We start from the raw sequence: 22,488 nt of genomic DNA, 5'->3' as shown, positions 1-22,488 counted from the left end.
CGTTCAGGGGTCGCTTCGCCTTCAATGCGCGATTGCACGCCCCGTCCCCGCCGTACAGCGACTGTCCCCCGATGTGAGAAGCGCAAGCGCGGCTGGGCTAGTTGCCCAGCCCCTGGATGGCAAGATCGACCTGCTCAGCTGTTGGAAGAGCCACGTCGACGACGACGCCATCCTCGTCCGGACCGAGCGGCTCGAGGGTCGCAAGCTGAGTGTCGAGCAGGGAAGCAGGGAAGAAGTGTCCCGCCCGATGCGAGAGCCGGTCGGCCAGCACGGTGCGGTCGCCGTGCACATGCACGAAGCAGACGCGCGGCGCGCCCGTGCGCAGGATGTCGCGATAGGACCGTTTCAGGGCCGAGCACCCGACCACCGAAGGGCTGCCAGCCGCCTCGTCCTTGGCAATTTCTGCGGCCAGCGCCCGCAGCCAGGGTTCACGGTCATTGTCGTCGAGCGGAATGCCCGCGGACATCTTGGCGACGTTCTCCGGCGGGTGAAAGCTGTCGCCCTCGACAAAACGCCAGCCGAGCTTTGCGGCCAGCGCCTCGCCGACAGTGGTCTTCCCGCTGCCGGATACGCCCATCACCACGATATGCTGAAGGTCCTCACTCATAGCAGCCACCATCCCACAAGCGCGAAGGCGAAACCAATCACCCCGAGCAGGGTTTCCATTACCGTCCAGGTCTTGAGCGTCGTCCGCTCATCCATCTGAAGGAAGCGGCCGACGAGCCAGAAGCCGGAATCGTTCACATGGCTCAGCACCGTCGCGCCGCAAGCGATGGCGATCACAAGGAAGCACAGGTCGAAGGGGCTAAGCCCCGTCGTTGCCGCGACCGTTGGAGCGAGAAGGCCCGCCGTCGTCGTCAGTGCCACGGTCGCCGACCCCTGCGCCACACGCAGGGCCGTGGAGATGAGGAAGGCGGCGACGATCAGCGGCATGCCGATCGCCTCGAGGCTGCCGGCGAGCGCCTGGCCGATGCCGCTTGCTCGCAGCACGCCGCCGAACATGCCGCCGGCTCCGGTAACGAGAATGATGCCGCAGATCGGGCCTAGCGCCCCGTCCATCAGCTTTTCCATGTCCTTGAGCGTACGCTCGCCGCTGAGGACCCACATGCCGACGAGCACAGTGATCAGCAGGGCGACGGGCGTCTGCCCGGCCATGCGCAGGATGCTGACCCACAATGCGCCGCCGTCGATCATCTTGGCGGCGGCCAGCGTCGATAGGCCGGTATTGAGGAAGATCAGCACGAGCGGCAGCAGCAGCACCAGCATCACCGTGCCGAAAGACGGGGGCACTTCGTCGTGCGCCGCCTCGTTCGGCGACCCGAGAAGGGTTGGCACCGGCAGTTCGAAGCGTTTGCCTGCCCATAGGCCGAAGAGATAGCCGCCGAGATACCATGTGGGCAGCGCCACGACGAGGCCGACGAGCACGAGCAGGCCGATATCCGCCCCCAGCAATTCGCTGGCGGCCACCGGGCCTGGATGGGGCGGGAGGAATGCGTGCATGACCGCAAAGGCGCCTGCCGAAGGCAGCGCATAAAGCAGAACCGAGCCGCCGAAGCGGCTTGCGACGCTGAAAATGATCGGCAGCATGACCACGAGGCCGGCGTCGAAGAAGATCGGAAAGCCGAACAGCAGCGAGGCGACGCCGAGCGCGAGAGGCGCGCGCTCAGGTCCGAACTGGCCGATCAGCCGATCCGCGAGCACCTGCGCGCCACCGGAGACCTCCAGCATCCGCCCGATCATCGCGCCAAAACCGACGAGCAGCGCCACCGAGGCAAGCGTCGAGCCAAAGCCCTGCAGGAGGGTCGGGACCACGTCCGCGAAGGAGATGCCGGTCACCAGCGCCGTCAAGAGGCTGACCAAAACCAGAGCGACGAAGGCATGCAGGCGCAACCGGAGGATAAGAAAAAGAAGCAGGCCAACGGCTGCCGCCGCGATCAGCAGGAGCGTCGCGGTTCCGTAGGCGGGTTCGATCGAAGTCATGTGTCCTCCTTGTTCCGGAAGTGAGGTCAAGGGCCATATAGTCTATGGCCCTTCACAGCAACCTACCTGAAAGAGGTGGGCACAGGAGATACGGCCGTATGAAGAAGGGCTTGTGGCCTGGCGCTAACGATCGCCTTCGACAGGCGATCGCGCGCTTGAGGCGCGGCGCATTGCCATAGGCACACATCGCCACACGCGCTCGATCATACTCCACCGCGCGTGTTAGGTATGGCAGCAACTCGGCAGCCTCTGTCGTGATCATTCAACTGAAAGGTAGAATAAATGCGCGCTACAATCCTGTTGGCAATGGTTCTCGCCCTCGCCGGATGCTCCCAGACCGGCGGCGGCGGCGGTGGCGGTGGCGGCTACGCCGCCGATTATGAAGCTGGTGACGGCGACTACTATCACGGGATCGTGGCGCCGAGATAAGGCCCGACCTTTTGCACGAAAGACCACCTTCCGTGTTCCAGCGGGATGGACGCTCGTTCAAGTCCATCCCGGCAATACCCCCTAGGCACACCCGCAGCCGCCTCGGCTATGATCAATCGAGGGCCTGCCGACTCATCCACCCGAAATCGCGAGTGCTGCGACGAGGCGTCCGGACCCGTTTCATCGCCGCGGAGCATGCCGATTTGTGCAATCAGAGCCAGCGCCTGACGCGCGCCTTGTAGACCCGATAGACGTCGCCGAACTTGCGCTCAAGATAGGCCTCCTCGCGCGCCACGACGCCATAGTGGATGACGAAGTAGAAGGGCACCAGCAGGATCAGCAGCCACAGGCTGTCGAAGATGATGGAAAAGCCGATCAGGCCGAGAAACATGCCAGTATAGATCGGGTTGCGGGTGAAGCGGTAGGGACCGGCTTCGACAATCGCCGATGTCGGGCGATGGATCTGGATTTCGGTTCCCGCACGCCTGAAGCTCACCGCCGCCCAGATCAAAAGCGCGAGACCGGCGAGAAAAATGATGCCGCCGACGAGGGCGTCCGGCACGGTCGCGGGCACGAACGGCAACGGGTAGAGCCGGTCGAGCACGAGGCCACCGCCCACCGACATCACCCAGGCGATCGGCGGATGGATCACGGCGCCGGAACGGTCAGGCGCATTTCCCGTCGTCTCGTTCATCAAAACACCTTTGGTCTGGTTTCCGCGCCGTCCGTTCCCGCACCGATGGCGCTGGCTGCCATTTTAGAGGACGCGGGCCATTTGCGAAAACCCTCCAAGACGCTATGTGAACGGAGGATCATCGGCTCTGTCTGGGTCCGTGATCATGCCATGGCTACAACAGGACGAGACACATGAAAGCACGCGTCAAATGGGTGGAAGACCGGACCTTCGTCGGAGAGTCTGGTAGCGGCCACAAAGTCGTATTGGGAACCGCCTTCGGCGAAGAGGGGCGCACCCCGGGACCGAGCCCGATGGAACTGGTGCTGATCGGCACCGGTGGCTGCTCGGCCTATGACGTCGTGCACATTCTGGAGAAGGGCCGCGAGCCGGTGGAAGACTGCGTCGTCGAACTCGACGCCGACCGCGCCGATACGGAACCGCGCGTCTTTACCCGCATCCACATGCACTTCATCGTCAAGGGACGCGGACTTGCGGTCAACAAGGTCGAGCGCGCCGTTTCGCTCTCGATCGAGAAATACTGCTCGGCCTCGGCCATGCTCGCCAAGACCGCGACGATCACCCACGATTTCGAAGTGGTCGACACCAGCGCCGGCTGAGAGCCGACCTGGCGCTCGCATCCCCAGCGGTGCGAGCGCATCGACGACCCGCGGGCGCGCGGGTCGCTATCGTCGCGCGGGCTGAAACAGCTCAACAACATTTCCGGAGGGATCGATCAAAAGGATCTGCGCCCCTCCGGGACCGGTGACGATGTCATTGCGGAACATGACGCCGGCACGGCGCAGCCGCTCCACTTCGGCGTTGAGGTCATCGACGAGGAGATGGATGCGGTTCCAGCCGCCCGGCCCCGGCTTCTCGCCGTCCGGCATCGGCCGGCCGGCCGAACTCGTCGGTCCGCTCAGCAGCAGCCGCAGCGCACCGCGCTGCACATCTGCGAAAGCCGGTGCATAGCTCGACAGAAGCGAAAAGCCGAGGTGGGTCGTGTACCAGGCGATCGCCGCCTCGACGTCGTCGACCATGTAGCGGACATTGACTGTTTCCGACATTGCTTTTCCTCCAAGTAAACCCGGCCGGCCGATGCGGCTCCCTCACGCCGTTCCGAACTCACTCCGGCAGTCCGGCCAGCCGCAATCCTTCAACGTAACGCGCAAGCAAGGCCTTATCCCGGTAGGGTGCACGGGAACCGTATCGCTCGATCGAGAATTCCGGATTGAGTTTCAGGAGTTCCGCCGCGGCGCGACGTGCATCCTCAAGGCGCCCGAGTTGCGCGTAGGTCGCCGCCAGCAAACGGTAGGCCGAACCAAGATCGGCCATCTTCCCCAGCAGAGCCAACGCTTCGGTGTACTGGCCGGAGAGATACCTGGCAGCCGCGATGTTCCAGAAATACCAGTCCGGACGACTGGGGTTCAGCCGCAAGGCCAGTTCCCCGATCCTGATCGCGTCCTCCAACAGACCGAGATACCCCAGGGCATCGCAATATTCCGCAAGAAGATCGCAATTGTTCGGCGCCAGTTCGCGCCCACGCTCGTAACAACCGATGGCGCGTTCTGCCTCTCCCCTCCACAAATGGACGACGCCGAGCGCCCAGTGAACATCGGCGTCACAGGGACTGAGCTCCAAAGCCTTGCTTGCCGATGCGAAGGCACTGGCAAGCGTCGCTTCCATGTCGGCACGCTCGTTCCATTTCAGTTTGCGTATATCCAGCCAGGCCAGCCCGAGATATCCGCGGGCGTAGGCTGGATCAGCGTCGACCGCGGCCAGGAACATCTCCTTTGCCCGCCTGACCTCATCCGGTTTCAGGCTTTTTTCAATGTGCCGGCCACGCAGATAGAAATCGTAGGCGCTTGATCCTTTGAGCGGCTCGGCGAGAATCCGGTATCGTTCGGCCTCTTCGATTTTGACATTCAAGGCAGCCGGAATGGAACGGGACAACTCGTCCTGGACATCGAACATGTCGACAAGGTCGAAATCGTATTTCTCCGCCCAGATGTGTTCGCCAGTGGCATTGGTCAGACTGGCATTGACCCTGACCCGGTCGGCAGCGCGCCTGACGCTGCCTTCGAGCGTGTAGTAGGTTGTGCGTGCCTGAGGTTGCGGCTCGGGACGCGGCAACCGAACGATCACGTTCAAACCGGAGAACCGCGACAATGCCGCGACGACGTCCTGCGTGATGCCGGCCGCGAAATATTCCTCATCGGGATTGCCGCTCAAATTCGCAAAGCGCGACACATAGAGAAGCGTCCGGCTCGACTTGACGGAGGGATTTTCCCGTACCTCCTGTGTCGGTGGCGCCATCAGCGCCACCCCCTCCGATCCGCCGTCGTCGATGACGATATTGTAGATGTGGACGGGGCGGCCGATGTTCTTCAACGCCTGCGCGCCCGTGTCTTCGAAGCGGATATCCAGACGACCGCCCAGCGTATCGTGAACCGAGGCGGAGACGGATATGCCACCCGGCTTGGCGAAGCTCTCGATGCGAGCCGCCACGTTGACGCCGTCACCATAAACGTCGCCGTCTTCAAACAGGATATCGCCGAGATTGATCCCGATGCGAAATTCGATCCGGCGATCCCGCTGCGTACCCGCGTTCCTCGTCTGCATTCCCCGCTGGATCTCGACCGCGCATCGAACTGCGTCTTCCACGGCACGAAACTCCATCAGCATGCCATCACCGATGAGCTTGACGATGCGCCCGTGATGCGCGGCGACCGCGACGTCCCACAGCTCCTGCCGATGAGCCATGAGGGTCGCAAGCGTGCCCTTCTCGTCGAGCTCCATCAGCCGACTATAGCCGACCACGTCCGCGGCCATGATGACGGAGAGCTTTTGTTCCATCGGCGCCCCCAGGCTCCAGCACCCCTATGGATAGCATATCCGGACGGGCGAGGCACTGAAGACGCGGCCACGCAGCCGACAGATCCCTGGGAGCGTCGATGACAGGCGGCGAAACGGCGGCTTCAATCCCGATAGAAGTTGCGCCGCCAGCGGTGGGCGGTCAGTTTCGCCCGCTGTGCATCCGGCAGGCCGGCACCGTCGCCGATGGCGCAGTTGCGCTCGACGTTGCGCACCGAACGCATGCCGGGAATGACCGTCGATACGGCCGGGTGGCTGAGAACGAAGCGCAGCGCCGTCTCGGCCAGTGCGTCGGGCTTGATTTCCAGATCCTCGACGATCTTCTGCGTTCGTTCCTCGACCTCGCGCTTGCGCTCGCCCCGGAAGTAGGTTTCCCGGAAGTCACCCTCGGGAAAGACGGTATCGGCGCGAATCTGGCCGGTCAGACCACCTTCGTCGAGCGCCACGCGGACGATGACGCCGACATTGTGCTTCAGGCACGCGGGCAGCAGTTTTTCTTCCGGCGCCTGCTCGAAGATGTTGTAGATCACCTGCACGCTGTCGACGACGCCGGTCTCGATCAGCCGGAGCGCATTGTCCGGCTCGTAGTCGTTGATCGAAACGCCGAAGAAGCGGATCTTGCCGTCGCGCTTCAGCCGCTCGATAGCCTCCAGCCAGTCGCCGCGGCCTACCCACTCGTCCGACCACACATGGAACTGCTGCACGTCGATCGTCTCGACGCCGAGATTGCGCAGGCTCGTCTCGGTGCAGGCGATCACGTGGTCGGCCGGGAAGGTCTGCTCGGCCGGGGTGCCGGCGTGCGCCGGCCATTGCATGTTCTTCGGTGGGATCTTGGTGGCGACATGGATCGTCTCCGACCGCTCGCGCAGCAAGGCGCCGATCAGCTTCTCGCTGTGGCCCTGGCCGTAGCCGAGTGCGGTGTCGATGAAATTGAGGCCGAGGTCGACCGCGCGGTTGAGGGCGCGGGCGGACTCGTCGTCGCGCGCGCCCTGCCAATGGCTCTTGCCGATGCCCCAGGCACCGTAACCGATTTCGGAAATGCGCAGGCCCGTACGGCCGAAGGTTCTGTAGTGCATGGCGCTCTCGCTGGCATTGGGGAAGGAGGACGGGATACCGCCGGTTATCTAGGCTTCAGCGATCGACCGTCAACCGGGAAAATGTCACGGCCACGGCGGCTTAGTTGCCTCATACGTCCTAGGCAAGAAACCAGAAGAAAACGGCCGACAGGAAGATGAAGGCGAGCACGAGCCCCATGAACTGCCGCATGCCCTCGCTCGTATTGTCGCCGAGCAAGGCGACCCAGATCGGCCCGCCGCTGCAGTCTTCGTCGCGCATGTCGCGGATGGAAGCCAGCGCATCGCGACCGACCGCCGGACGGCTGTAGTCGTGCGGCGGCGGCTGCCGGTTGCGATGAGGGGCGAGAGATCCCGAAAGATCCGGCGCCACCAGGCCGCCGTCGCCGGCGTCGACCACGGGCAACAACCGTTCCTGCGTCGTGGACCCGTCGCGGGTCGCGTCTCCTGCCCGCAGGCGCCCTGCGCCATGGTGAAACGCCCAGCGCTGTGGTTTCGACTGCGGATCGGATTTCACGTGCCGGATAGACATCACGCACCTCCACAGGCGTAACCGCTAACCGGGCGCTTTGGTTCCGTGCGCGGGCATGCATTGTTGATCATGGGGGCGTGGCGTCGACGAATTCGACACTTGAAGGACGCAATTGCCGGCAGCGTCTGCCGAAAAACAAAAGAGCCCGCCGCGGGAGGAGCGGCAGGCTCTCTAAAAATCGATCAGCAGCCTGGGAGGAGGAGTGGCGCTGATCTCGTGAACGATCCATGGGAGGAGGAGATCGTTCACCGCATCGAAGCTCTGCGGGAGGAGATGCATTGCTTCGATGAGGTGAATATACAGGGTTTCTGCCCAAATCGTAGGCGGATTTTGCGCAAGCCAGCTATGCGCTATGCGCGCAGCGCAATACCGGCGCATCGGTCCAGAACCGCCGTAAATGCGATCGAACGGCCGGTGATGCCGGCGAAACGCGGGCAGGCGGAAACGGGTTTCACGCCGCCCGTATTCCGACGTCGTAGGCGCTTCTGCCGCGCGAAACCGTCAGTTTTCCATGAAGGCGCGCGCCATGCTGTCGCGGATCGGCTTGGTGAGATAGTCGAAGAAGGTCCGCTCCGCCGTCTGGATCAGAATTTCCGCCGGCATGCCGGGGGTCACGACGAAATTGTGAACTCTTGCAAGCTCGCTTGCCGGAAGGCTGACGCGCGCCAGGTAGACCTCGCGCGTGCCCTCATGCGTCTGCACCGGCAGGGCGTCCGCCGACACGTAGAAGACCTGCCCATTGAGGACCGGCGTCGTGCGCTGGTTCAGCGCGGTCAGCCGCACCGTCGCCTTCTCGCCGACCCGGATATTGTCGACGTCGGTGCGCAGCACCTGCGCCTCGATGATGAGCGGTACATCGGCCGGCAGGATTTCCATGATCGGCTTGCCGCTCTCGATGACGCCGCCGGACGTATGAAAATGCATCCTGATGACCGTGCCGGTCACCGGCGCGTTGATCGTCGCGCGGCGGAGCACATTGGTGGCGCCGCGCAATTGTTCACGCACTGTGTCCAGTTCACCCTCGGCCTTCTGCAATTCGTCGAGCGCAGCCTCTTGGTAGCTCTGTTCGGTCTGGTTGACCTGCTGCTGCTGCTTGAGGATCTGGGAGCCGGTCTCCGAGACTTCGGACATCAGACGGCCAATCTGGCCCTCTGCATCGGCGATCGCGCGCTGGATGGTCTTGATCTCCGTCTTGCGGATCAGGTCCTTGGCCAAAAGCGTCTTCTTGCCGATGTATTCCTCCTCGAGCAGGACTCGTTGCTCGCGCACCGATTTCAGCTGCTCCTGAAAACCTTGCGAGCGGAACTCCAGGCTCTCGATATTCCGCTTCAACAGTCCGATATCGCTGTCGAGCTTGCTCCTCCAGGTCTGAAAATTGAGCTCCTGGCTCTGCACGATCGGGACAATCTCAGGATCTTTCTTGACGTGCTCCGTGAGAACCGCGGGCAGCACGATCTGCTTCAAACCGTGCGCCTGCGCGGTCAGCCGGGCGACGATCGCCTCCAGCCGCGCCCAGCGCAGAAAATACTGCCTCTCATTCGCTTGTGCGGCCGTTTCGTCCAGCCGCACCAACGGCTGATCCACGGTTACGCGGTCGCCCTCGCTCACCAGAATATCCTTGATGATCCCGCCTTCGAAGTGCTGGACCACCTTGTTCTGCCCGGTTGCGACAAAGCTGCCCTGGGCGATGATGGCTGCCGCCAGAGGCGCGGTGAAGGCCCAAAGGCCAAAGCCGCCGAAGGTCACGACGATCAGCACCAGGCCGATCATCGTATGCTGCCAGATTGAACGCGGAACCTCTGCGTACCAGGTCAGATCCTGTACTTTGGCCATGTCGCTCATGATCGCCTACGGAAGCTGGTTTTGTTCGAGCGGGTTGCCTTCGGTATTCACCCCACGCGAAGCGAGTGCCTTGAGAACGTCCTGGCGCATGCCGAAGAGCGCCACCGTGCCGTTGACGAGCAGCAGAACCTTGTCGACGCTGTTCAAAAGCGCCGGTCGCTGAGTGATGGTGACAACCGTGATCTTCTCACGCTTGGCATGCGTCAGCGCCCGCGTCAGCGCCGCCTCGCCGGCGGTATCGAGATTGGAGTTGGGCTCGTCGAGCACAACCATGCGCGGGTTGCCGAAGAAGGCGCGGGCAAGGGCGACGCGCTGCTTCTGGCCGCCCGATAGAGGCGAGCCGTCGGCGGCCACCACGGTCTCGTATCCGTGCGGCAGCATGGCGATCATGTCGTGAACATCGGCAAGCTTGGCAGCGGCGTAGATGTCGGCGTCGGTGGCATCCTCGCGCATGCGGGCGATGTTGGCCTTGATCGTGCCGGGAAACAGCTGCACGTCCTGCGGCAGGTAGCCGATGCTTTCGCCGAACTGCCGCTGGTCCCAGTTCCTCAGGTCCATGAGATCCAGCCGGACGTTGCCCGACGTCGGCAGGATGGATCCAACCAGCATCTTGCCGAGCGTCGTCTTGCCGGCACCGGAACTGCCGATCACGGCAAGCGAATCGCCGGGCTCCAGCGCAAAGGTAATTCCGTTGAGCACCACGCGCTTGGTGCCCTGCGGAACGAAAAGCAGGCGCTCGACATCAAGGCGCCCTTCGGGCCGCGGCAGCTTCAACCGTTCGAAATTGAGCGGTGACGTCTTCAGCAGCGCGGAAATGCGCCCATAGGCAGCACGCGACTGGATGACCTGGCTCCATCCCTCGATCGCGCCCTCGATAGGTCCAAGCGCGCGGCCCGCGATGATGGAGGCCGCAATCACCATGCCACCGGTGAGCGAGCCATTGAGGGCGAGATGGGCGCCCCAACCGAGCATCGTCACCTGCGTCAGGAGGCGCACCGCCTTGGACAGCGACGCAAAGGCGATGTTGCGGTCCTGCGCCATCACCTGGGCCTTGAGCGAACCGGCCATGTCCTTGCCCCAGATGTGCACGGCCTCCGGGATCATCGCCAGTGCGTTGATGATCTGGGAGTTGCGCGACATCGAATCGAGGTGAAGGTTGGCCTTGGTCTGGAAATTGGTCGCTTCGCCGAACGCCGCAGCCGTCGCTTTCTGGTTCAACAGCGTAACGATGAGGAGGAGAACGGCTGAGGTGACGACGATTATCCCGAGATGCGGATGGATGAGGAAGACCGCCACCAGAAAGAGCGGCGCGATCGGCGCATCGAGAAACGAAAGCAGCGTGCCGGAGACGAGGAAGGAGCGAAGCTGCTGCAGGTCGCCAAGCGTCTGGTACTCGCGCCCGTTGCTATGCAGGGCGGCTCTCGCTGCCGCGCTCAGGATCGGCGCGCCGAGTTGCGCGGCCACCTCCACGGCGGTGCGCATCAGGATCATGCGGCGAATGGCGTCGAAAACCGACTGCAGCAGCACCGCGCCGACGATGATCGCCGTCAGCATCACCAGCGTGTCGACCGAGCGGCTGGTCAGCACCCGGTCCGAAATCTGGAACAGATAGACAGGGATCGAAAGCACGAGGATGTTGGTGACGATCGTAAACAGCATGACGATCATCAGGTTCTGCCGGATCGCCTTGAGACCAGCGCTGAGGCTCGCCGAAAAATCGACCGGGCCAAGGCGCTTGTGGAACACGCCCCCTCCACCGCCTCCGCCGCCGCCCTTGTCGGACGATCCGCCACCTTTGTCGGGCGACCGCGGCTCGGCCTTGATCGGCCCACGGTCGGCTTCGATCACCACCATGCCCGAAGGCGAATATCTCTCCTTCATCTCCGCGGTCGGCCAGGCAACCGGTTTTCCGACCGGCTTTTCGATGCAGGGTTCCGGCTTTGGTTCCTCCTGCAACGGGCGGCGCTCGACCGTCGCCTCGCCGCGCAGAGCCGGCTCGGGTCTGGCCACGGGCTCGGTCTTTGGAGGCCACGGCCGCGACGTGACGTTGACCGTCTCAGCGGCATCCGCCCGTGGCGTTCCCATCTGTGCGCGTGACGCCTGCGCGACCCCGATCGGTGCGGCCGGTGCAGCAGCGCGCGCCGGTGCGAGGCCGGGTGTCGGACCGGTGATCTGTACCGGCCTTGCGGCAACGCCCGATCCGGGAAGAGGCGAAACGGGTGAAGGGGTCCAGTTGCCATCCTCGCCGGCGCCGTTTGCCGCCACTCTTCTTATTTGGTCCGCCACCCCGTCGATCTCCCTAACAGCACGGTCCAGAACGTGTTCCTGATGATTGAGCTTGCGCAGAAACTGCCGTCGCGCGGCGTCGGCGCCGGATGCTTCCGGCCGTGTTCCGTTTTCCTCCGCACGCGAAGCGGCATCGGCGCCGGTTTCGGCAGACACTGGCCGAGACGGATTGGTGCGGTCGGTCATGACTATCCTCCCGCACTCCCATCAGGCGACCATGCTGTGCATGGGGTCGGCACTGGCCGTATCGATGCCGTGCCCATGGCTCGGCGAGATCTGATCCTGCGGCTGGTGGCCGAAATCCGGAGTGAGCATGTCGTCGCCGAGAAAGACGACCGCTTCGCTGACCAGCGCATCCGGGTTCTGACTACCGAGATAGGGATCGTTCTTGACCAGCTCCGCCTGGATGAGCACCTCGTCCGAATAGGCGCCGCCGCCGGCATAGATCGTCTTGCCCGTATCGACATCGACGATCCCGGCATAGTTCAGCAGAGCATTCGAGCCCGTGGAAATGGTCCAGTCCGCGTCCGGGCGCGCCTCGAGCGCGTTCATCGCCAGCGTCACCTGATCGCTGTCGCCGAGAATGTTGGTCTGCTGGATGTAGTTGAGGCTGATGAGGTCGCCGGAAATGTAGAGCACCCTCAGGCCATTCAGCCCGGCAAAGGCGGGATCATGCAGAAAGTCGTCGCCCGACGGCTTCTTGCCTTCCGACAGATCCTGCAGCGCGGACAGGTAACCGTCCGACATCGGATTGACCGGGCCTGCACTGCCAGCTTCGACGATTCCGGCATAGTTCCAAAGCAGGTTTCCGCCAGTCGAGACCGAACCGGCGCCGCTGGTGTGAAAGCCGCCGACGGCACCGATCAGATCGTTGTCGAGCAGGATGTTCGTCTGCTGGATGATGTTGGCGTCGAAGACGCTGCCGCCGACGAAGATCAGGTCAAAGCGGTATCCGAGCTCCAGCAGCGATATCTGGTTGGCCGCCGTGTTGTCGCCACCGACGATCGAAAGCTTCGAGCCCGAAGCCGCGAGGATCGCCGTGTCCTGGTCCGACATGAAAGTGAACTGCTGGAGCCAGTTGACCATCATCAGGTCGCCCTTGACCTCGGTGATGGCCCAGACCTTGGGGAAGTCGGCGGTGTCGGCATGCGTCGTCTGCGCCGGCTCGACATGTTTGAACATGGCGATGTTGAACGCCTGGGTAGCATGCTGCTCAATATTGTTGCCGCTCAGCGCGGAACTGACGAGGTCGCTGTCATAGTGGGTGTTGACCTGAACGATCGCGTTGAGTTCGACGTGGTCGCCGGCCACCGCCAGCACTTCGGCCTGCAGCCAGTCGCTGGTGATGACGACGGAGTTGACCAGCGTGTTGCTGCCCGCTTCCAGCTCGACCGAAGTGTCGACCGCGACGGCACCCTCGCCATAGGCGATGCCGCCCTCGACTTCGACCCCGTCGTTCGACAGTTCGGGCTCGTCCGGCGCATCGGAAGCCTCGTCCGGGTCCGGCAGGTGATCCTTGAGAACCGGCGCTTCCTCAACGATCACGCCGTTCACATAGATGCCTTCGAGCGTGCTGGCCCTGGCTGAAAAATGGGTGACGCTCAGCCCCCCGGCCTCCGCTTCGCCGCCGGTGGAGAATGCCTCAAGCCTCTCGGCCGTGCCGACAACGAGGCTGGCGATCGCGTCACTGGAGCCGGCGACATCCGTCTCGCCGAGCAGCGAAATACTCTGCGTCGCGTCGATGAGCTCGGCCATCGTCGCGCTGTTGTCGATCTGCAGGCCGGACTTCAGGCCATGCCCGCCGACACTGACGAAATCATTGTCCGAAAGCTCGGCGGTCTGGTTGCTGTAGACCACCACCGAGCCCGGCGGGTTGATGTGCGGCTCGACCACCTGCGAGGCCGATCTCGGCGATGCGCCCTGCAGGAAGGCTTCCGAGCTGGCGCGGCCAAGGGAGCCGCCAAAAATCGGGTATTCGGGGAAGGACACCCCAGCATAGCCGTCCGGTATCGGCATGAAGATGTCCGGTCCGACCGGCTTGTACGGGACGTCGGGGTTGAAGTCGTCGAGATCGTAAGGTGCGTGCACCTTGACCGGCGCAGAAACGAGCTCCTTCGGATCCTTGTGGACGTCGCGATCCGGGTCGAACTTCTCATGGATTTCACGCAGACGCGCCTCTTCGGTAGAGAGTTCGAAGAGACCGATGAAATGGGCAATGGCCTCGGTGATCTTTGCGGAATACAAGGTCAGGCCCTCCTCTTGTCGTCGGCAGTCCCCGCCGGCTTGGCGGGTCGTGCCTGACTGCGCGAGAGCTTCCCGCGCAGTCATTCTCGGGTCGATCCCGCGAGACGCGGATCGACGCCCCCTCACCGATCAGGTGTTGTCGTCGTCGCCGACGGCAGTGGTCGTGTAATCACCACCGACGACCGTCATGTCGATCGTGTTGCCCTGCAGGTTCGCGCCGAGCACGATCTGCTGGTTGAAGGCGTTGGTGTCGATAACTGCGTCTGCCGAAGCCGAGGAGAGCCCTTCGACGAAGCTGTCGTCACCATTGTACGAGCCCCACATGCCGGCGCTGCCACCCGCACCGCCATCACCGTTCGTCGCGAAGCCACCCGCGCCGCCGGCACCGCCGGCACCACCGAGTGCATGGCCACCGTAGGCATCGCCACCGTCGCCGCCGGCTGCCCACGAACCCGTGAGCGCGAGGCCGCCGAGGCCGTGACCACCGGTCGCTGCACCACCGGTACCGTCACCACCGGTCGAGTCACCCGTAGAGCCGCCACCGGCATAGGCATCGCCACCACCGCCGCCGGCACCGCCGACGCCTGCACCGGCGCCGAAGCCAGCACCCGCGCCAAGACCAGCACCCAAAGCGCCGCCGCCGTCGCCGGCATCGCCGGCATCACCACCGTCAGCACTGCCGGTATCGCCAACCGCTACGCTGTTGCCACCGTTGCTGTCGCCACCGTCGCCACCGAGGTTCAGGATTGGCAGGATGAAGCCGCCGGCATCGCCGCCGTCACCTGCATCCGAAGATCCTGCCGGGCCGCTCGTGACGTCGCCACTTGTGCCACCGTTGCCGGCACCATTGCTGCCGCCGTCGCCGCCGGCTGCCGCGCCGACACCAAGGCCGACACCGAGACCGAGGCCGACGCCGAGGCCGGCACCACCGGCACCACCGGCACCGGCTGTCGCCGTACCGCCATTTGCGTCACCGCTGGAGCTGCCGCCGCCAACGCCAACACTGGCTGCAATGCCGCCAAGGCCGGCACCGCCGGTCGCATCGGCATTGTTGTCTGCGTCGCCGCCATCGCCGTCGCCAGCGCCCGCGAAGCCACCAACGCTATGGCCGCCATCGCCGCCGTCGCCACCGTTGGCATAGGCCTTGCTTCCGCCTTCACCACCGTCTGCGCCGGCCTGAATGCCGTCGCCCGAGCGGGCGTCGCCGGCATTGGCGTTGCCGTTCTGGTTAAGCGTGCCGCTGTTGTTGATGTCAGAGGCGCTGTCGTCATCCGACATGATGGCGTTCTGGCTGAACACGTTGGCAACGTTGCTGTTGCCGTTCATCGAGCCGTTCAGGATGTCCTTGAAGCTCGTGTTCGCCATGCCGTGGATCGAGGAGTTGTCGATATCGGCAAAGTCGTCGTCGGACGGCTTGTAGCCGCTCAGGTCGAGATCGACGTCCACGTCGACGGTCGTCTTGCTGTCGACGTCGACATGGGTGCTGTTTTCGTTGAGGTTGGCATTGAGGTTGGCGTTGCCATTGCCGTTCAGGTTGGCGTTGCCATTGCCGTTCAGGTTGGCATTGCCGTTGCCGTTCAGGTTGCCGTTCCCGTTGGCATTGGCGTTGCCGTTACCATTGAGGTTGCCGTTGCCGTTGAGATTGCCGTTGTAGGACTCGCTGTACTGCGATTGTCCCTGATCCTGGCCCTGACCTTGGTCCTGGCCCTGTCCCTGGTCTTGCCCCTGGCCCTGGCCTTGTCCCTGTCCCTGAAGCTGGCCTTGCAGCTCCGCCTGCAATTGTCCCTGACCCTGGCCCTGTCCTTGTCCCTGGTCTTGATCTTGAGACTGGCTGTCATCCCATGGCCACAGGATATTCTTGTCCTTACTCATGACGATTACCTCGAGTTGAGGCCGCGACAGCCGAGCCGCATTCTTCTCTTACGCGGATTTGGGCCATGCGCGGGCTACGTGTTGGACTTGTTGAACTCAGTAACGGTGTTTTCCTCCGGGCGCCTAGTCGCCCATCTGTCGATACTTTGATCGCTTTTGTTGCCTCTCCCCTTACTTGGTCGAGAGGACCGGAACAGGTTCCCAACTGGGTATTCCATTCGATGCAGAGCTTGCCCAAAGGGGGCCTGAGTGCGTCCTGCTCGCCGGTTGCAGAGGAGACTCTGTCTAAAACCGACACGCATTGTAAGTTGTCAGTTCGGGCTAACCTTCGCGGGCTAGCGACGAGACGCAGAAACCTTCACCCGTGGGCTAGGCAAAATATGGCCGTCACCCGACGGCTGGCCACGCGCCGGAGAGGGCCCGAGCGCCGCATTTCCGGGCCTGCGCGACCATCGTCAGAACGAATTTACTGGACGCAGGAATGCAGTATTCTGACGAGCAGTGGTGTGGCATTTGGCAACCGGCGAGCACTGGAAGGCCCATGGCAAGATTTCACGAAATCCTCCTCTTAATCGGACAACTCAACTACACGTGGACGAATACGGAGAGTTTGCTCATCTACCTCATCGCCGGCCTCGCCCGGGTCGACAAGGAAACCGCGATCGTCATCTTCCTGACGCTGAACACGACGCGGGCCCGCATCGAACTCGTCGAGCGGCTGACCAAGATGGGAAAGACGCCTGCCGCGCAGCGGCAAGAAATTCTTTCGATTACCCAACAGCTTGGCCGGCAGGCAAAACTCCGCAACAAATACAGCCACTGCATCTATTCCTTCGACGAAACCGGCGACCAGGCGAGCACGCAACTGATGGCGATCTTCGACAGCAAGGACACGATCAAGTACGGCAAGATCGAGCAGATCAACGAGGCGGAGATCGCGCGGATCAACGAGGTGATCGAGCAGCTGCAGGAGGTCAACCGGGAAATCTGGGCGATCGTCGACCGCTACGCCTTCCCGCGCTGATCACCCGCCACGAGCGCAGACGACGGCATGCCGCAATCCTGCTGCCGCCGCTGGTGGCGGATGCGCGGCAGCCACCTCCACACGGCCCGGTTTCCAGCCATCCACAATTCAACCGCATTGTCAGGCCATCGCAGCAGCGACGGCAGCAGGAGGCGATGCGGATGGTTGGACAACCCGAGGAGAGGCGGTTTACGAGCCTTGAGGTGCGCATCGACGCTGCGGCGCATGGCGTGCTCGACCGGCTTCCGGCAAGCGGCTTCCTTGGCGGCCTGACCGAATTTCTGGTGTTCGGCATCAAGCAGGCCTTCGCCTGCCTCTTCGGCGGCGCGATGCTGGCCCTGATGCTGGCAACGAAACTCTACTGGCCCGAAGGCAGTGGTCTCGCCCGCTACGACTTCCTGTTCCTGAGCGCCATCGCCATCCAGATCTCACTGCTCGTCTTCAAGCTCGAGACCATCGCCGAGGCCAAGGTCATCCTGATCTTCCACGTCGTCGGCACGCTGATGGAAATCTTCAAGACCTCCGTCGGCTCGTGGATCTATCCGGAGCCAAGCTTCTTCCGCATCGGCGGCGTGCCTTTGTTTTCGGGTTTCATGTATGCCGCCGTCGGCTCCTATCTGGCGCGCGTGACCCGCATTCTCGACATGCGCTACAGCAACTATCCGCCGCTCATCGCGACCCTGCTTTTGGCCCTTGCCATCTATGTCAACTTCTTCAGCCACCACTACATCATCGACCTTCGCTACGCGCTGTTCGGATTGACCGCGATCCTCTTCCTTCGCACCACGGTGCATTATCGCGTCTTCCGCTTTCGCCACCGCATGCCGCTGCTCGTGGGCTTCCTGCTGGTCGCCCTCTTCATCTGGTTCGCCGAAAACATCGGCACTTGGTCGCGGGCCTGGATCTATCCCTCGCAGCATGCCGGCTGGACGCTGGTCTCCGTGCAAAAGCTCGGCGCCTGGTATCTGCTGATGATCCTGTCGTTCGTGCTGGTCACGCTCGTGCATCGTCCGCGCGCGGTTGCCGCTCCGGCAGCCGTGGCCGAGAGTACAGCCGTCGAGATGGGCGATGCAGCCGTCGCCGGAAAGGGTGTCGGCGCGCGATAGCGCAACCGTACGACGAGAAGGCAGATCGCCCCAGGAGTTGCAAAACGGCGCGCGCTGGAAAACGATACCGAATCAATCGCTTTCGCAACGAGGGGAAACATGCGGCGTTTCTTTCTTTGCCTGCTGGCGCTCGGCGTCCTCGCTGTCGTTTCAGTCATGATCCTGCCCAGCTTCGTTTCGAGCGACTGGATGCGCGCCGAACTGGGACGGCAACTCTCGAACGCGACCGGCAGCGCGATCGCGCTCAAAGGCCCGGTCAGACTTTCCGTCGTCCCGCATCTGGCGGTGGTGGCCGAAAACGTCTCGCTCGATGCCGACGGCATGACCGCCGAGATCGGCGAAGTCGCGGGCTCCGTGACGCTCTCCTCGCTATGGTCCGACCGCCTGCACGTGAGGGAAGTAAGGCTTGTACGCCCTGTCGTGGCGCTGCGGCCGAAGGCAGAGGCCGCAGCGGTTGCGCAAGACGGGGGGGCTGAGGCGGGACAGGCGAGCACGGGCGAAACGCGCGATCCGCTCGCCGCCCTCGTCGCCTTCCTCGAGAAAAGCGCCATCGACAAGATCTCGATCAGCGAGGGAACGCTGCGGCAGGAGGGCGCCGGCGGTTCGGTCGACGTCGTCAGCGATCTCGATCTTACGCTCGCCGTTCCGGATATCGATGGCGAATTGTCGCTCTCGGCCGGCGCCGGCGTCGATGGCCGGCGCTACGATGTCACGCTTGCCGTTTCGCCTTTGCGTCCGCTGCTCGAGCACAAGCCTGCCGAACTCAGCCTTTCCCTGGAGGCCGAGCACCAGCTGGCGGCCGGGCTCACCGAACTGACTGCCAGCGGCCAGGTAGCGCTGAATGCCAATGGCGGTTACCAGATCCGCGGCGGCAAGCTTACGATCGGCGACGAAGCGCTCGGACTCGACGCGCTGTTCGTGCCGGGCAGCCGCCCGCGGTTCCTCGCCGACCTCAACGCCGAGCGGCTGGATCTGAGCGCATTTCTCGATGACGGCGAGACGGCCGCATCCTCCTCCCAGCCCGAGGAACCGGCAGGCCGGACGGACAAGGCCAAGGCAGCTGCAGGCCTGCAGGCGCTGGCCGGTTTTGACGCCGATATCAGCGTCAATGTCGGCGCCCTTGCCGTTGGTGACATTTCCGCATCCGACGTCGCGCTGACGGCGACCCTCAAGGACGGGCAGTTGACCGGGCGGCTCGAGCATCTCGGCATCGACGCCGGCAGTGTTGCCGCCGATCTCGCCGCCGACGTCGGCGCCGCCGAGCCGATTTTCCAGGGCCGCGTCGTCAGCAACGGGCTCGACGTTTCCAAACTCGCGGCTCTGGTCGGCCAATCGGTACCGCTGTCGGGAACCGTGACGATGGACACGGCCTTCGCGTTTCGCGGACTGAGCGCGAACTCTGTGCGCAAGACGATCAACGTGACCGGCGGCGCAAGCCTGCGTGACGCGACCATCGTCATTCCCGGCATCGCCGATCCGGCCATGGCCGAGGTGAAGGCAAAGAAACTCGCCCTCAAGATCGAGGGCCTGGCCAAGCCAATGCGTCTTGCGGGCAGCCTCGTGTGGCGGGGCAAACCGGCCGAGATCGATCTTACCCTACCGGTCCGCGACCTGCTCATGGACGCCAATGCCCGTGCGGGCGACATCCCGCTGAAGCTCGACCTGCGCACGAAGGAAGCGACGCTTGCGCTGGATGGCAAGGCGGCGCTTGCGGGCAGCTACGCCGGCAAGCTGAACTTCGCGGCCGCAGACCTGCGAGCGCTTCTTGCCTGGATCGGTCAGGCCGACGCGGGCGGCATCACGCAATTCGCCTTCAATGGCGACGTGAAGGCAAGCGCTGCGGGCGTCGCATTCCAGAAGGCCACGCTCTCGGTCAACGGGGTCGAAGGAAGCGGCAATGGCGCGGTCGAACTCGGGACACCGCTCAAAATTTCGAGCGCGCTCCATTTCAAGGAACTAGACCTCGCGCGGTTGGCCGGCGCGCCTTCGGCCGCGCCGCAGGCGAAGGCCAAAAGCAAAGCGAGTGGTGGCCCTGCCCCGGATGGTCCGCTGGATCTGTCCGCACTTCGCTCCATCGATGCCTCCATCAAGGTCGATGCCGAAAAACTCGCCTACGGCCGCGTCGTCGTCGGGCCGGTCGCAACTTCCCTGAAGATCTCCGAGGGCATCGCGAACCTCGACATTCCGGATAGCCCCTTCTATGGCGGCCAGGTGGCCGCGAGCCTGACCGCCGACGGATCCGGCACGGAGCCGTCTATCGCCGTGAAGGCCTCGATATCGGGCGCCTCGGCCGCACCACTGCTCACCGACCTTGCAAACTTCAAGCATCTCGAAGGCGCGCTGCAGACGACGTTCGACATTGCAGGCGCCGGCGGCACGACCAGCACGCTCAAGCGATCGCTCAAGGGCACGGCTGAGGTCCGTTTCTCCGACGGCGCCATTCGCGGGATCGACGTTGCCGACGTCTACAACAATCTCGTCGGCCTGATGTCCTCCGGCTTCAAGCAGAACGACAACAAGGCGACCGGCTTTACCGAACTCGGGGCATCCTTTGCCATCGAGAACGGCGTTGCGCGCACCGACGACATCAAGCTCGTCGGCCCCCTCGTGCGGATGAGCGGCAAAGGCGAGGCAAACCTGCCGGAGGACCAGTTGAACTTCCGCCTCGATCCCCGCGTGGTCGCATCCTTGCAGGGCCAGGGTGCCGACATCGCCACCGAAGGCATCGGCGTGCCCGTCGTCATCGAAGGGTCGTTTGCCGCTCCGCGCATCTATCCCGACCTTTCGGGCCTTCTGAAAAACCCCGATGCCGCGCTTTCGACCTTGAAGAAGCTCGGATTGCCGACCGGCAAGCTGGGGCTCGATGAGCTTCTGTCCGGGGACGGCAAGGGAGGAAAGCTTCGCGACATCCTCAGCGGTGCGATCGGCAAGCAGCCGAAGGACGAAGGCAGCGAGCTCTCCATCGAGCAGATCATCGGCGGTGGCGGCACCGAGCCCGAGGCGGCACCGCCCGTCGATGGGCAAGCTCCGCCCGACACGGCTGCCGAACAGCCGGCGCCGGAAACGCCGCAGCCGGAGCAGCAACCCGCTGCAGAAGCCGAGCAACCGGCACAGGACAGCGGCACTTTGGGAAAGCTGTTCAAGCTTCTTCAATGAGCGAGCGTCTCAGATGATGCAGCCCAAAACCTGAGGCATGTCCACAAGACCACACGTGCCGGCTTCCAACCACGGCCGGCAATGCTAAAGCTGTCGGCGATTGCTTCGAGGACAGAAAGACCATGAGACACGACCCGTTGTTCGAGCGTCTGTGGGACGGCACGGCTCAGATGGAAGAATGGACCGCCGCGGTCTCGCACGGCGCCATCACCCATGTCGCCGACAACATCATCACCGTCCACACGACCTACTTCTGCGGCAGCGTGACGGCCATCCGTACCAGCGAAGGTCTGGTCCTGATCGACACCGCGAAGCCGGAAACGGCAAAGCAGACCCTCGACGTCATACGCTCCTGGGACGACAGCCCCATACACACCGTCATCTTCACGCATGGCCATATCGACCATACCAGCGGGATCACGGTCATCGACCAGGAAGCGGATGCGCGTGGGCTAGCGCGCCCGCGGATCGTCGCCCACCGCAACGTGAAGCGGCGGATGGAGCGCTACGAGGCTTCGCATGGCTACAACAGCATCGCGCAGAGCCAGCAGTTCAACAAACCGGGCTACATCTACCCAATCGGTCAGCGGCGACCGGACGCGGTCTATGACGATACCCTGTCACTGTCCGTCGGTGGCGAGCGGATCGAACTTTTTCACGGCAGAGGCGAAACCGACGATGCCACGTTCGTCTGGCTACCGGAACGACGTGTCCTTGCGAGCGGCGATTTCGTCATCTGGGTGTTTCCGAACGCCGGCAATCCGCGCAAGGTGCAGCGTTATGCAGCCGATTGGGCGACGGCACTTCGGCGGATGGAGGCGCTCGCTCCGGCGGTCCTCATTCCCGGTCACGGTCCGGTCGTCTTTGGCGAAGAGCGCGCGGCCGAGATGCTGCGCCACGGGGCAGAGGCGCTCGAGCATCTCGTGCGTGAAACGCTCGCGCTCCTCAACAGGGGCGCCAGCCTCGACGCGGTTCTGCATGCGGTGAAGGTGCCCGAGGCATATCTGGGCAAGCCCTATCTGGCAGCGAAATACGACGACCCGGAATTCCTCGTCCGCGGCATCTATCACTTCTATGCCGGCTGGTTCGATGGTGACGCGGCCCATCTCAAGCCGCCGAGGACTGCCGATCTCGCATCGGAACTGGCCGCTCTTGCCGGCGGCGCCGAAAAGCTTGCGGAGCGGGCCACGCACCTATCGGAGGCTGGGAATTTTCGCCTCGCGGTGCAACTCGTGGAATTCGCCAGCGCAGCCGCACCCGACGACCGGGCCATTCAGGCAATTCGGGCCGCGGTCCTGCGAAAGAGCATCGAGAACGAGAATTCGCTGATGGGGAAGGCCTTCCTCGCGGTTTACGCACGCGAGGCCGAGCAGCGCTCCAAAGGCTAATGCATGTCG

Annotated in this window: 17 protein-coding genes; 6 read left to right on the top strand and 11 right to left on the bottom strand. The window is 63.6% G+C overall.

Annotation, left to right across the window (positions count from 1 at the left end; translation table 11 throughout):
- Positions 1-97: 97 nt before the first annotated feature.
- Together ASE71_RS02375 and ASE71_RS02370 are read right to left on the bottom strand one after the other, a co-directional pair.
- Positions 98-607, bottom strand: a complete 510-nt coding sequence (locus ASE71_RS02375; RefSeq protein ID WP_082566287.1) for a gluconokinase — start codon at positions 605-607, stop codon at positions 98-100.
- Complete coding sequence (locus ASE71_RS02370) at positions 604-1,980, bottom strand: GntP family permease (RefSeq protein WP_034787501.1); 1,377 nt, start codon at positions 1,978-1,980, stop codon at positions 604-606. The genes ASE71_RS02375 and ASE71_RS02370 overlap by 4 nt, the downstream gene beginning before the upstream one ends.
- 282 nt (positions 1,981-2,262) lie before the next feature.
- On the opposite strand from ASE71_RS02370, the gene ASE71_RS35550 reads away from it, so the two are divergent.
- Positions 2,263-2,409: a hypothetical protein gene (locus ASE71_RS35550; protein WP_156400696.1), complete on the top strand. Its 147-nt coding sequence runs from the start codon at positions 2,263-2,265 to the stop codon at positions 2,407-2,409.
- Positions 2,410-2,620: 211 nt separating this feature from the next.
- Here the strand turns inward: ASE71_RS35550 and ASE71_RS02365 are convergent, their stop codons facing one another.
- The gene (locus ASE71_RS02365; protein WP_060517677.1) at positions 2,621-3,103 is read right to left on the bottom strand and encodes a methyltransferase family protein; all 483 of its coding nucleotides are present in this window, start codon (positions 3,101-3,103) and stop codon (positions 2,621-2,623) included.
- A 173-nt stretch (positions 3,104-3,276) separates the two neighbouring features.
- Here ASE71_RS02365 and ASE71_RS02360 point away from each other — a divergent pair, with 173 nt between their 5' ends.
- A complete protein-coding gene (locus ASE71_RS02360; protein ID WP_034787506.1) occupies positions 3,277-3,702 on the top strand; it encodes an OsmC family protein in 426 nt (141 codons plus the stop codon).
- Between the two features lie 66 nt (positions 3,703-3,768).
- Here the strand turns inward: ASE71_RS02360 and ASE71_RS02355 are convergent, their stop codons facing one another.
- The 8 genes from ASE71_RS02355 to ASE71_RS02320 form a co-directional block, all read right to left on the bottom strand.
- Positions 3,769-4,149, bottom strand: a complete 381-nt coding sequence (locus tag ASE71_RS02355) for a VOC family protein (protein WP_060517679.1) — start codon at positions 4,147-4,149, stop codon at positions 3,769-3,771.
- 58 nt (positions 4,150-4,207) lie between these two features.
- Complete coding sequence (locus ASE71_RS02350) at positions 4,208-5,938, bottom strand: adenylate/guanylate cyclase domain-containing protein (protein ID WP_060517681.1); 1,731 nt, start codon at positions 5,936-5,938, stop codon at positions 4,208-4,210.
- Positions 5,939-6,060: 122 nt separating this feature from the next.
- Positions 6,061-7,032: an aldo/keto reductase gene (locus ASE71_RS02345; RefSeq protein WP_060517683.1), complete on the bottom strand. Its 972-nt coding sequence runs from the start codon at positions 7,030-7,032 to the stop codon at positions 6,061-6,063.
- Between the two features lie 118 nt (positions 7,033-7,150).
- Positions 7,151-7,561 (bottom strand): hypothetical protein, encoded by a 411-nt coding sequence (locus ASE71_RS02340; RefSeq protein WP_156400697.1) that lies wholly within the window; start codon positions 7,559-7,561, stop codon positions 7,151-7,153.
- Positions 7,562-8,062: 501 nt separating this feature from the next.
- Positions 8,063-9,403: an HlyD family type I secretion periplasmic adaptor subunit gene (locus tag ASE71_RS02335; protein ID WP_034787518.1), complete on the bottom strand. Its 1,341-nt coding sequence runs from the start codon at positions 9,401-9,403 to the stop codon at positions 8,063-8,065.
- 6 nt (positions 9,404-9,409) lie between these two features.
- The gene (locus tag ASE71_RS02330) at positions 9,410-11,875 is read right to left on the bottom strand and encodes a type I secretion system permease/ATPase (protein ID WP_060517687.1); all 2,466 of its coding nucleotides are present in this window, start codon (positions 11,873-11,875) and stop codon (positions 9,410-9,412) included.
- A gap of 21 nt (positions 11,876-11,896) precedes the next feature.
- The gene (locus tag ASE71_RS02325; RefSeq protein WP_244496837.1) at positions 11,897-13,933 is read right to left on the bottom strand and encodes a type I secretion protein; all 2,037 of its coding nucleotides are present in this window, start codon (positions 13,931-13,933) and stop codon (positions 11,897-11,899) included.
- 129 nt (positions 13,934-14,062) lie between these two features.
- Positions 14,063-15,805 (bottom strand): hypothetical protein, encoded by a 1,743-nt coding sequence (locus ASE71_RS02320; RefSeq protein ID WP_060517689.1) that lies wholly within the window; start codon positions 15,803-15,805, stop codon positions 14,063-14,065.
- A gap of 541 nt (positions 15,806-16,346) precedes the next feature.
- On the opposite strand from ASE71_RS02320, the gene ASE71_RS02315 reads away from it, so the two are divergent.
- The 4 genes from ASE71_RS02315 to ASE71_RS02300 all read left to right on the top strand — a co-directional run bounded on the left by ASE71_RS02315 (position 16,347) and on the right by ASE71_RS02300 (position 22,479).
- A complete protein-coding gene (locus ASE71_RS02315; protein ID WP_051659098.1) occupies positions 16,347-16,829 on the top strand; it encodes a hypothetical protein in 483 nt (160 codons plus the stop codon).
- A gap of 161 nt (positions 16,830-16,990) precedes the next feature.
- Entirely contained in the window at positions 16,991-17,935 is a 945-nt protein-coding gene (locus tag ASE71_RS02310) for a DUF817 domain-containing protein (RefSeq protein ID WP_060517692.1), read from the top strand.
- A gap of 99 nt (positions 17,936-18,034) precedes the next feature.
- Positions 18,035-21,091, top strand: a complete 3,057-nt coding sequence (locus ASE71_RS02305; protein ID WP_060517694.1) for an AsmA family protein — start codon at positions 18,035-18,037, stop codon at positions 21,089-21,091.
- 122 nt (positions 21,092-21,213) lie between these two features.
- Entirely contained in the window at positions 21,214-22,479 is a 1,266-nt protein-coding gene (locus ASE71_RS02300; protein ID WP_082566288.1) for an alkyl sulfatase dimerization domain-containing protein, read from the top strand.
- Positions 22,480-22,488: the final 9 nt, after the last annotated feature.

It is taken from the genome of Ensifer sp. Root954, assembly GCF_001429005.1.
Lineage (GTDB): Bacteria > Pseudomonadota > Alphaproteobacteria > Rhizobiales > Rhizobiaceae > Ensifer > Ensifer adhaerens.
The sequence above is the reverse complement of the archived record's forward strand: the minus strand, read 5'-3'. Positions and strand labels throughout refer to the sequence as shown.

Excerpts from the sequence above, each read along its gene's own strand:
- ASE71_RS02375 (WP_082566287.1), bottom strand. The coding sequence starts at position 607 with ATGAGTGAGGACCTTCAGCATATCGTGGTGATGGGCGTATCCGGCAGC.
- ASE71_RS02370 (WP_034787501.1), bottom strand. The coding sequence starts at position 1,980 with ATGACTTCGATCGAACCCGCCTACGGAACCGCGACGCTCCTGCTGATC.
- ASE71_RS35550 (WP_156400696.1), top strand. The coding sequence starts at position 2,263 with ATGCGCGCTACAATCCTGTTGGCAATGGTTCTCGCCCTCGCCGGATGC.
- ASE71_RS02365 (WP_060517677.1), bottom strand. The coding sequence starts at position 3,103 with ATGAACGAGACGACGGGAAATGCGCCTGACCGTTCCGGCGCCGTGATC.
- ASE71_RS02360 (WP_034787506.1), top strand. The coding sequence starts at position 3,277 with ATGAAAGCACGCGTCAAATGGGTGGAAGACCGGACCTTCGTCGGAGAG.
- ASE71_RS02355 (WP_060517679.1), bottom strand. The coding sequence starts at position 4,149 with ATGTCGGAAACAGTCAATGTCCGCTACATGGTCGACGACGTCGAGGCG.
- ASE71_RS02350 (WP_060517681.1), bottom strand. The coding sequence starts at position 5,938 with ATGGAACAAAAGCTCTCCGTCATCATGGCCGCGGACGTGGTCGGCTAT.
- ASE71_RS02345 (WP_060517683.1), bottom strand. The coding sequence starts at position 7,032 with ATGCACTACAGAACCTTCGGCCGTACGGGCCTGCGCATTTCCGAAATC.
- ASE71_RS02340 (WP_156400697.1), bottom strand. The coding sequence starts at position 7,561 with ATGTCTATCCGGCACGTGAAATCCGATCCGCAGTCGAAACCACAGCGC.
- ASE71_RS02335 (WP_034787518.1), bottom strand. The coding sequence starts at position 9,403 with ATGAGCGACATGGCCAAAGTACAGGATCTGACCTGGTACGCAGAGGTT.
- ASE71_RS02330 (WP_060517687.1), bottom strand. The coding sequence starts at position 11,875 with ATGACCGACCGCACCAATCCGTCTCGGCCAGTGTCTGCCGAAACCGGC.
- ASE71_RS02320 (WP_060517689.1), bottom strand. The coding sequence starts at position 15,805 with ATGAGTAAGGACAAGAATATCCTGTGGCCATGGGATGACAGCCAGTCT.
- ASE71_RS02315 (WP_051659098.1), top strand. The coding sequence starts at position 16,347 with ATGGCAAGATTTCACGAAATCCTCCTCTTAATCGGACAACTCAACTAC.
- ASE71_RS02310 (WP_060517692.1), top strand. The coding sequence starts at position 16,991 with ATGGTTGGACAACCCGAGGAGAGGCGGTTTACGAGCCTTGAGGTGCGC.
- ASE71_RS02305 (WP_060517694.1), top strand. The coding sequence starts at position 18,035 with ATGCGGCGTTTCTTTCTTTGCCTGCTGGCGCTCGGCGTCCTCGCTGTC.
- ASE71_RS02300 (WP_082566288.1), top strand. The coding sequence starts at position 21,214 with ATGAGACACGACCCGTTGTTCGAGCGTCTGTGGGACGGCACGGCTCAG.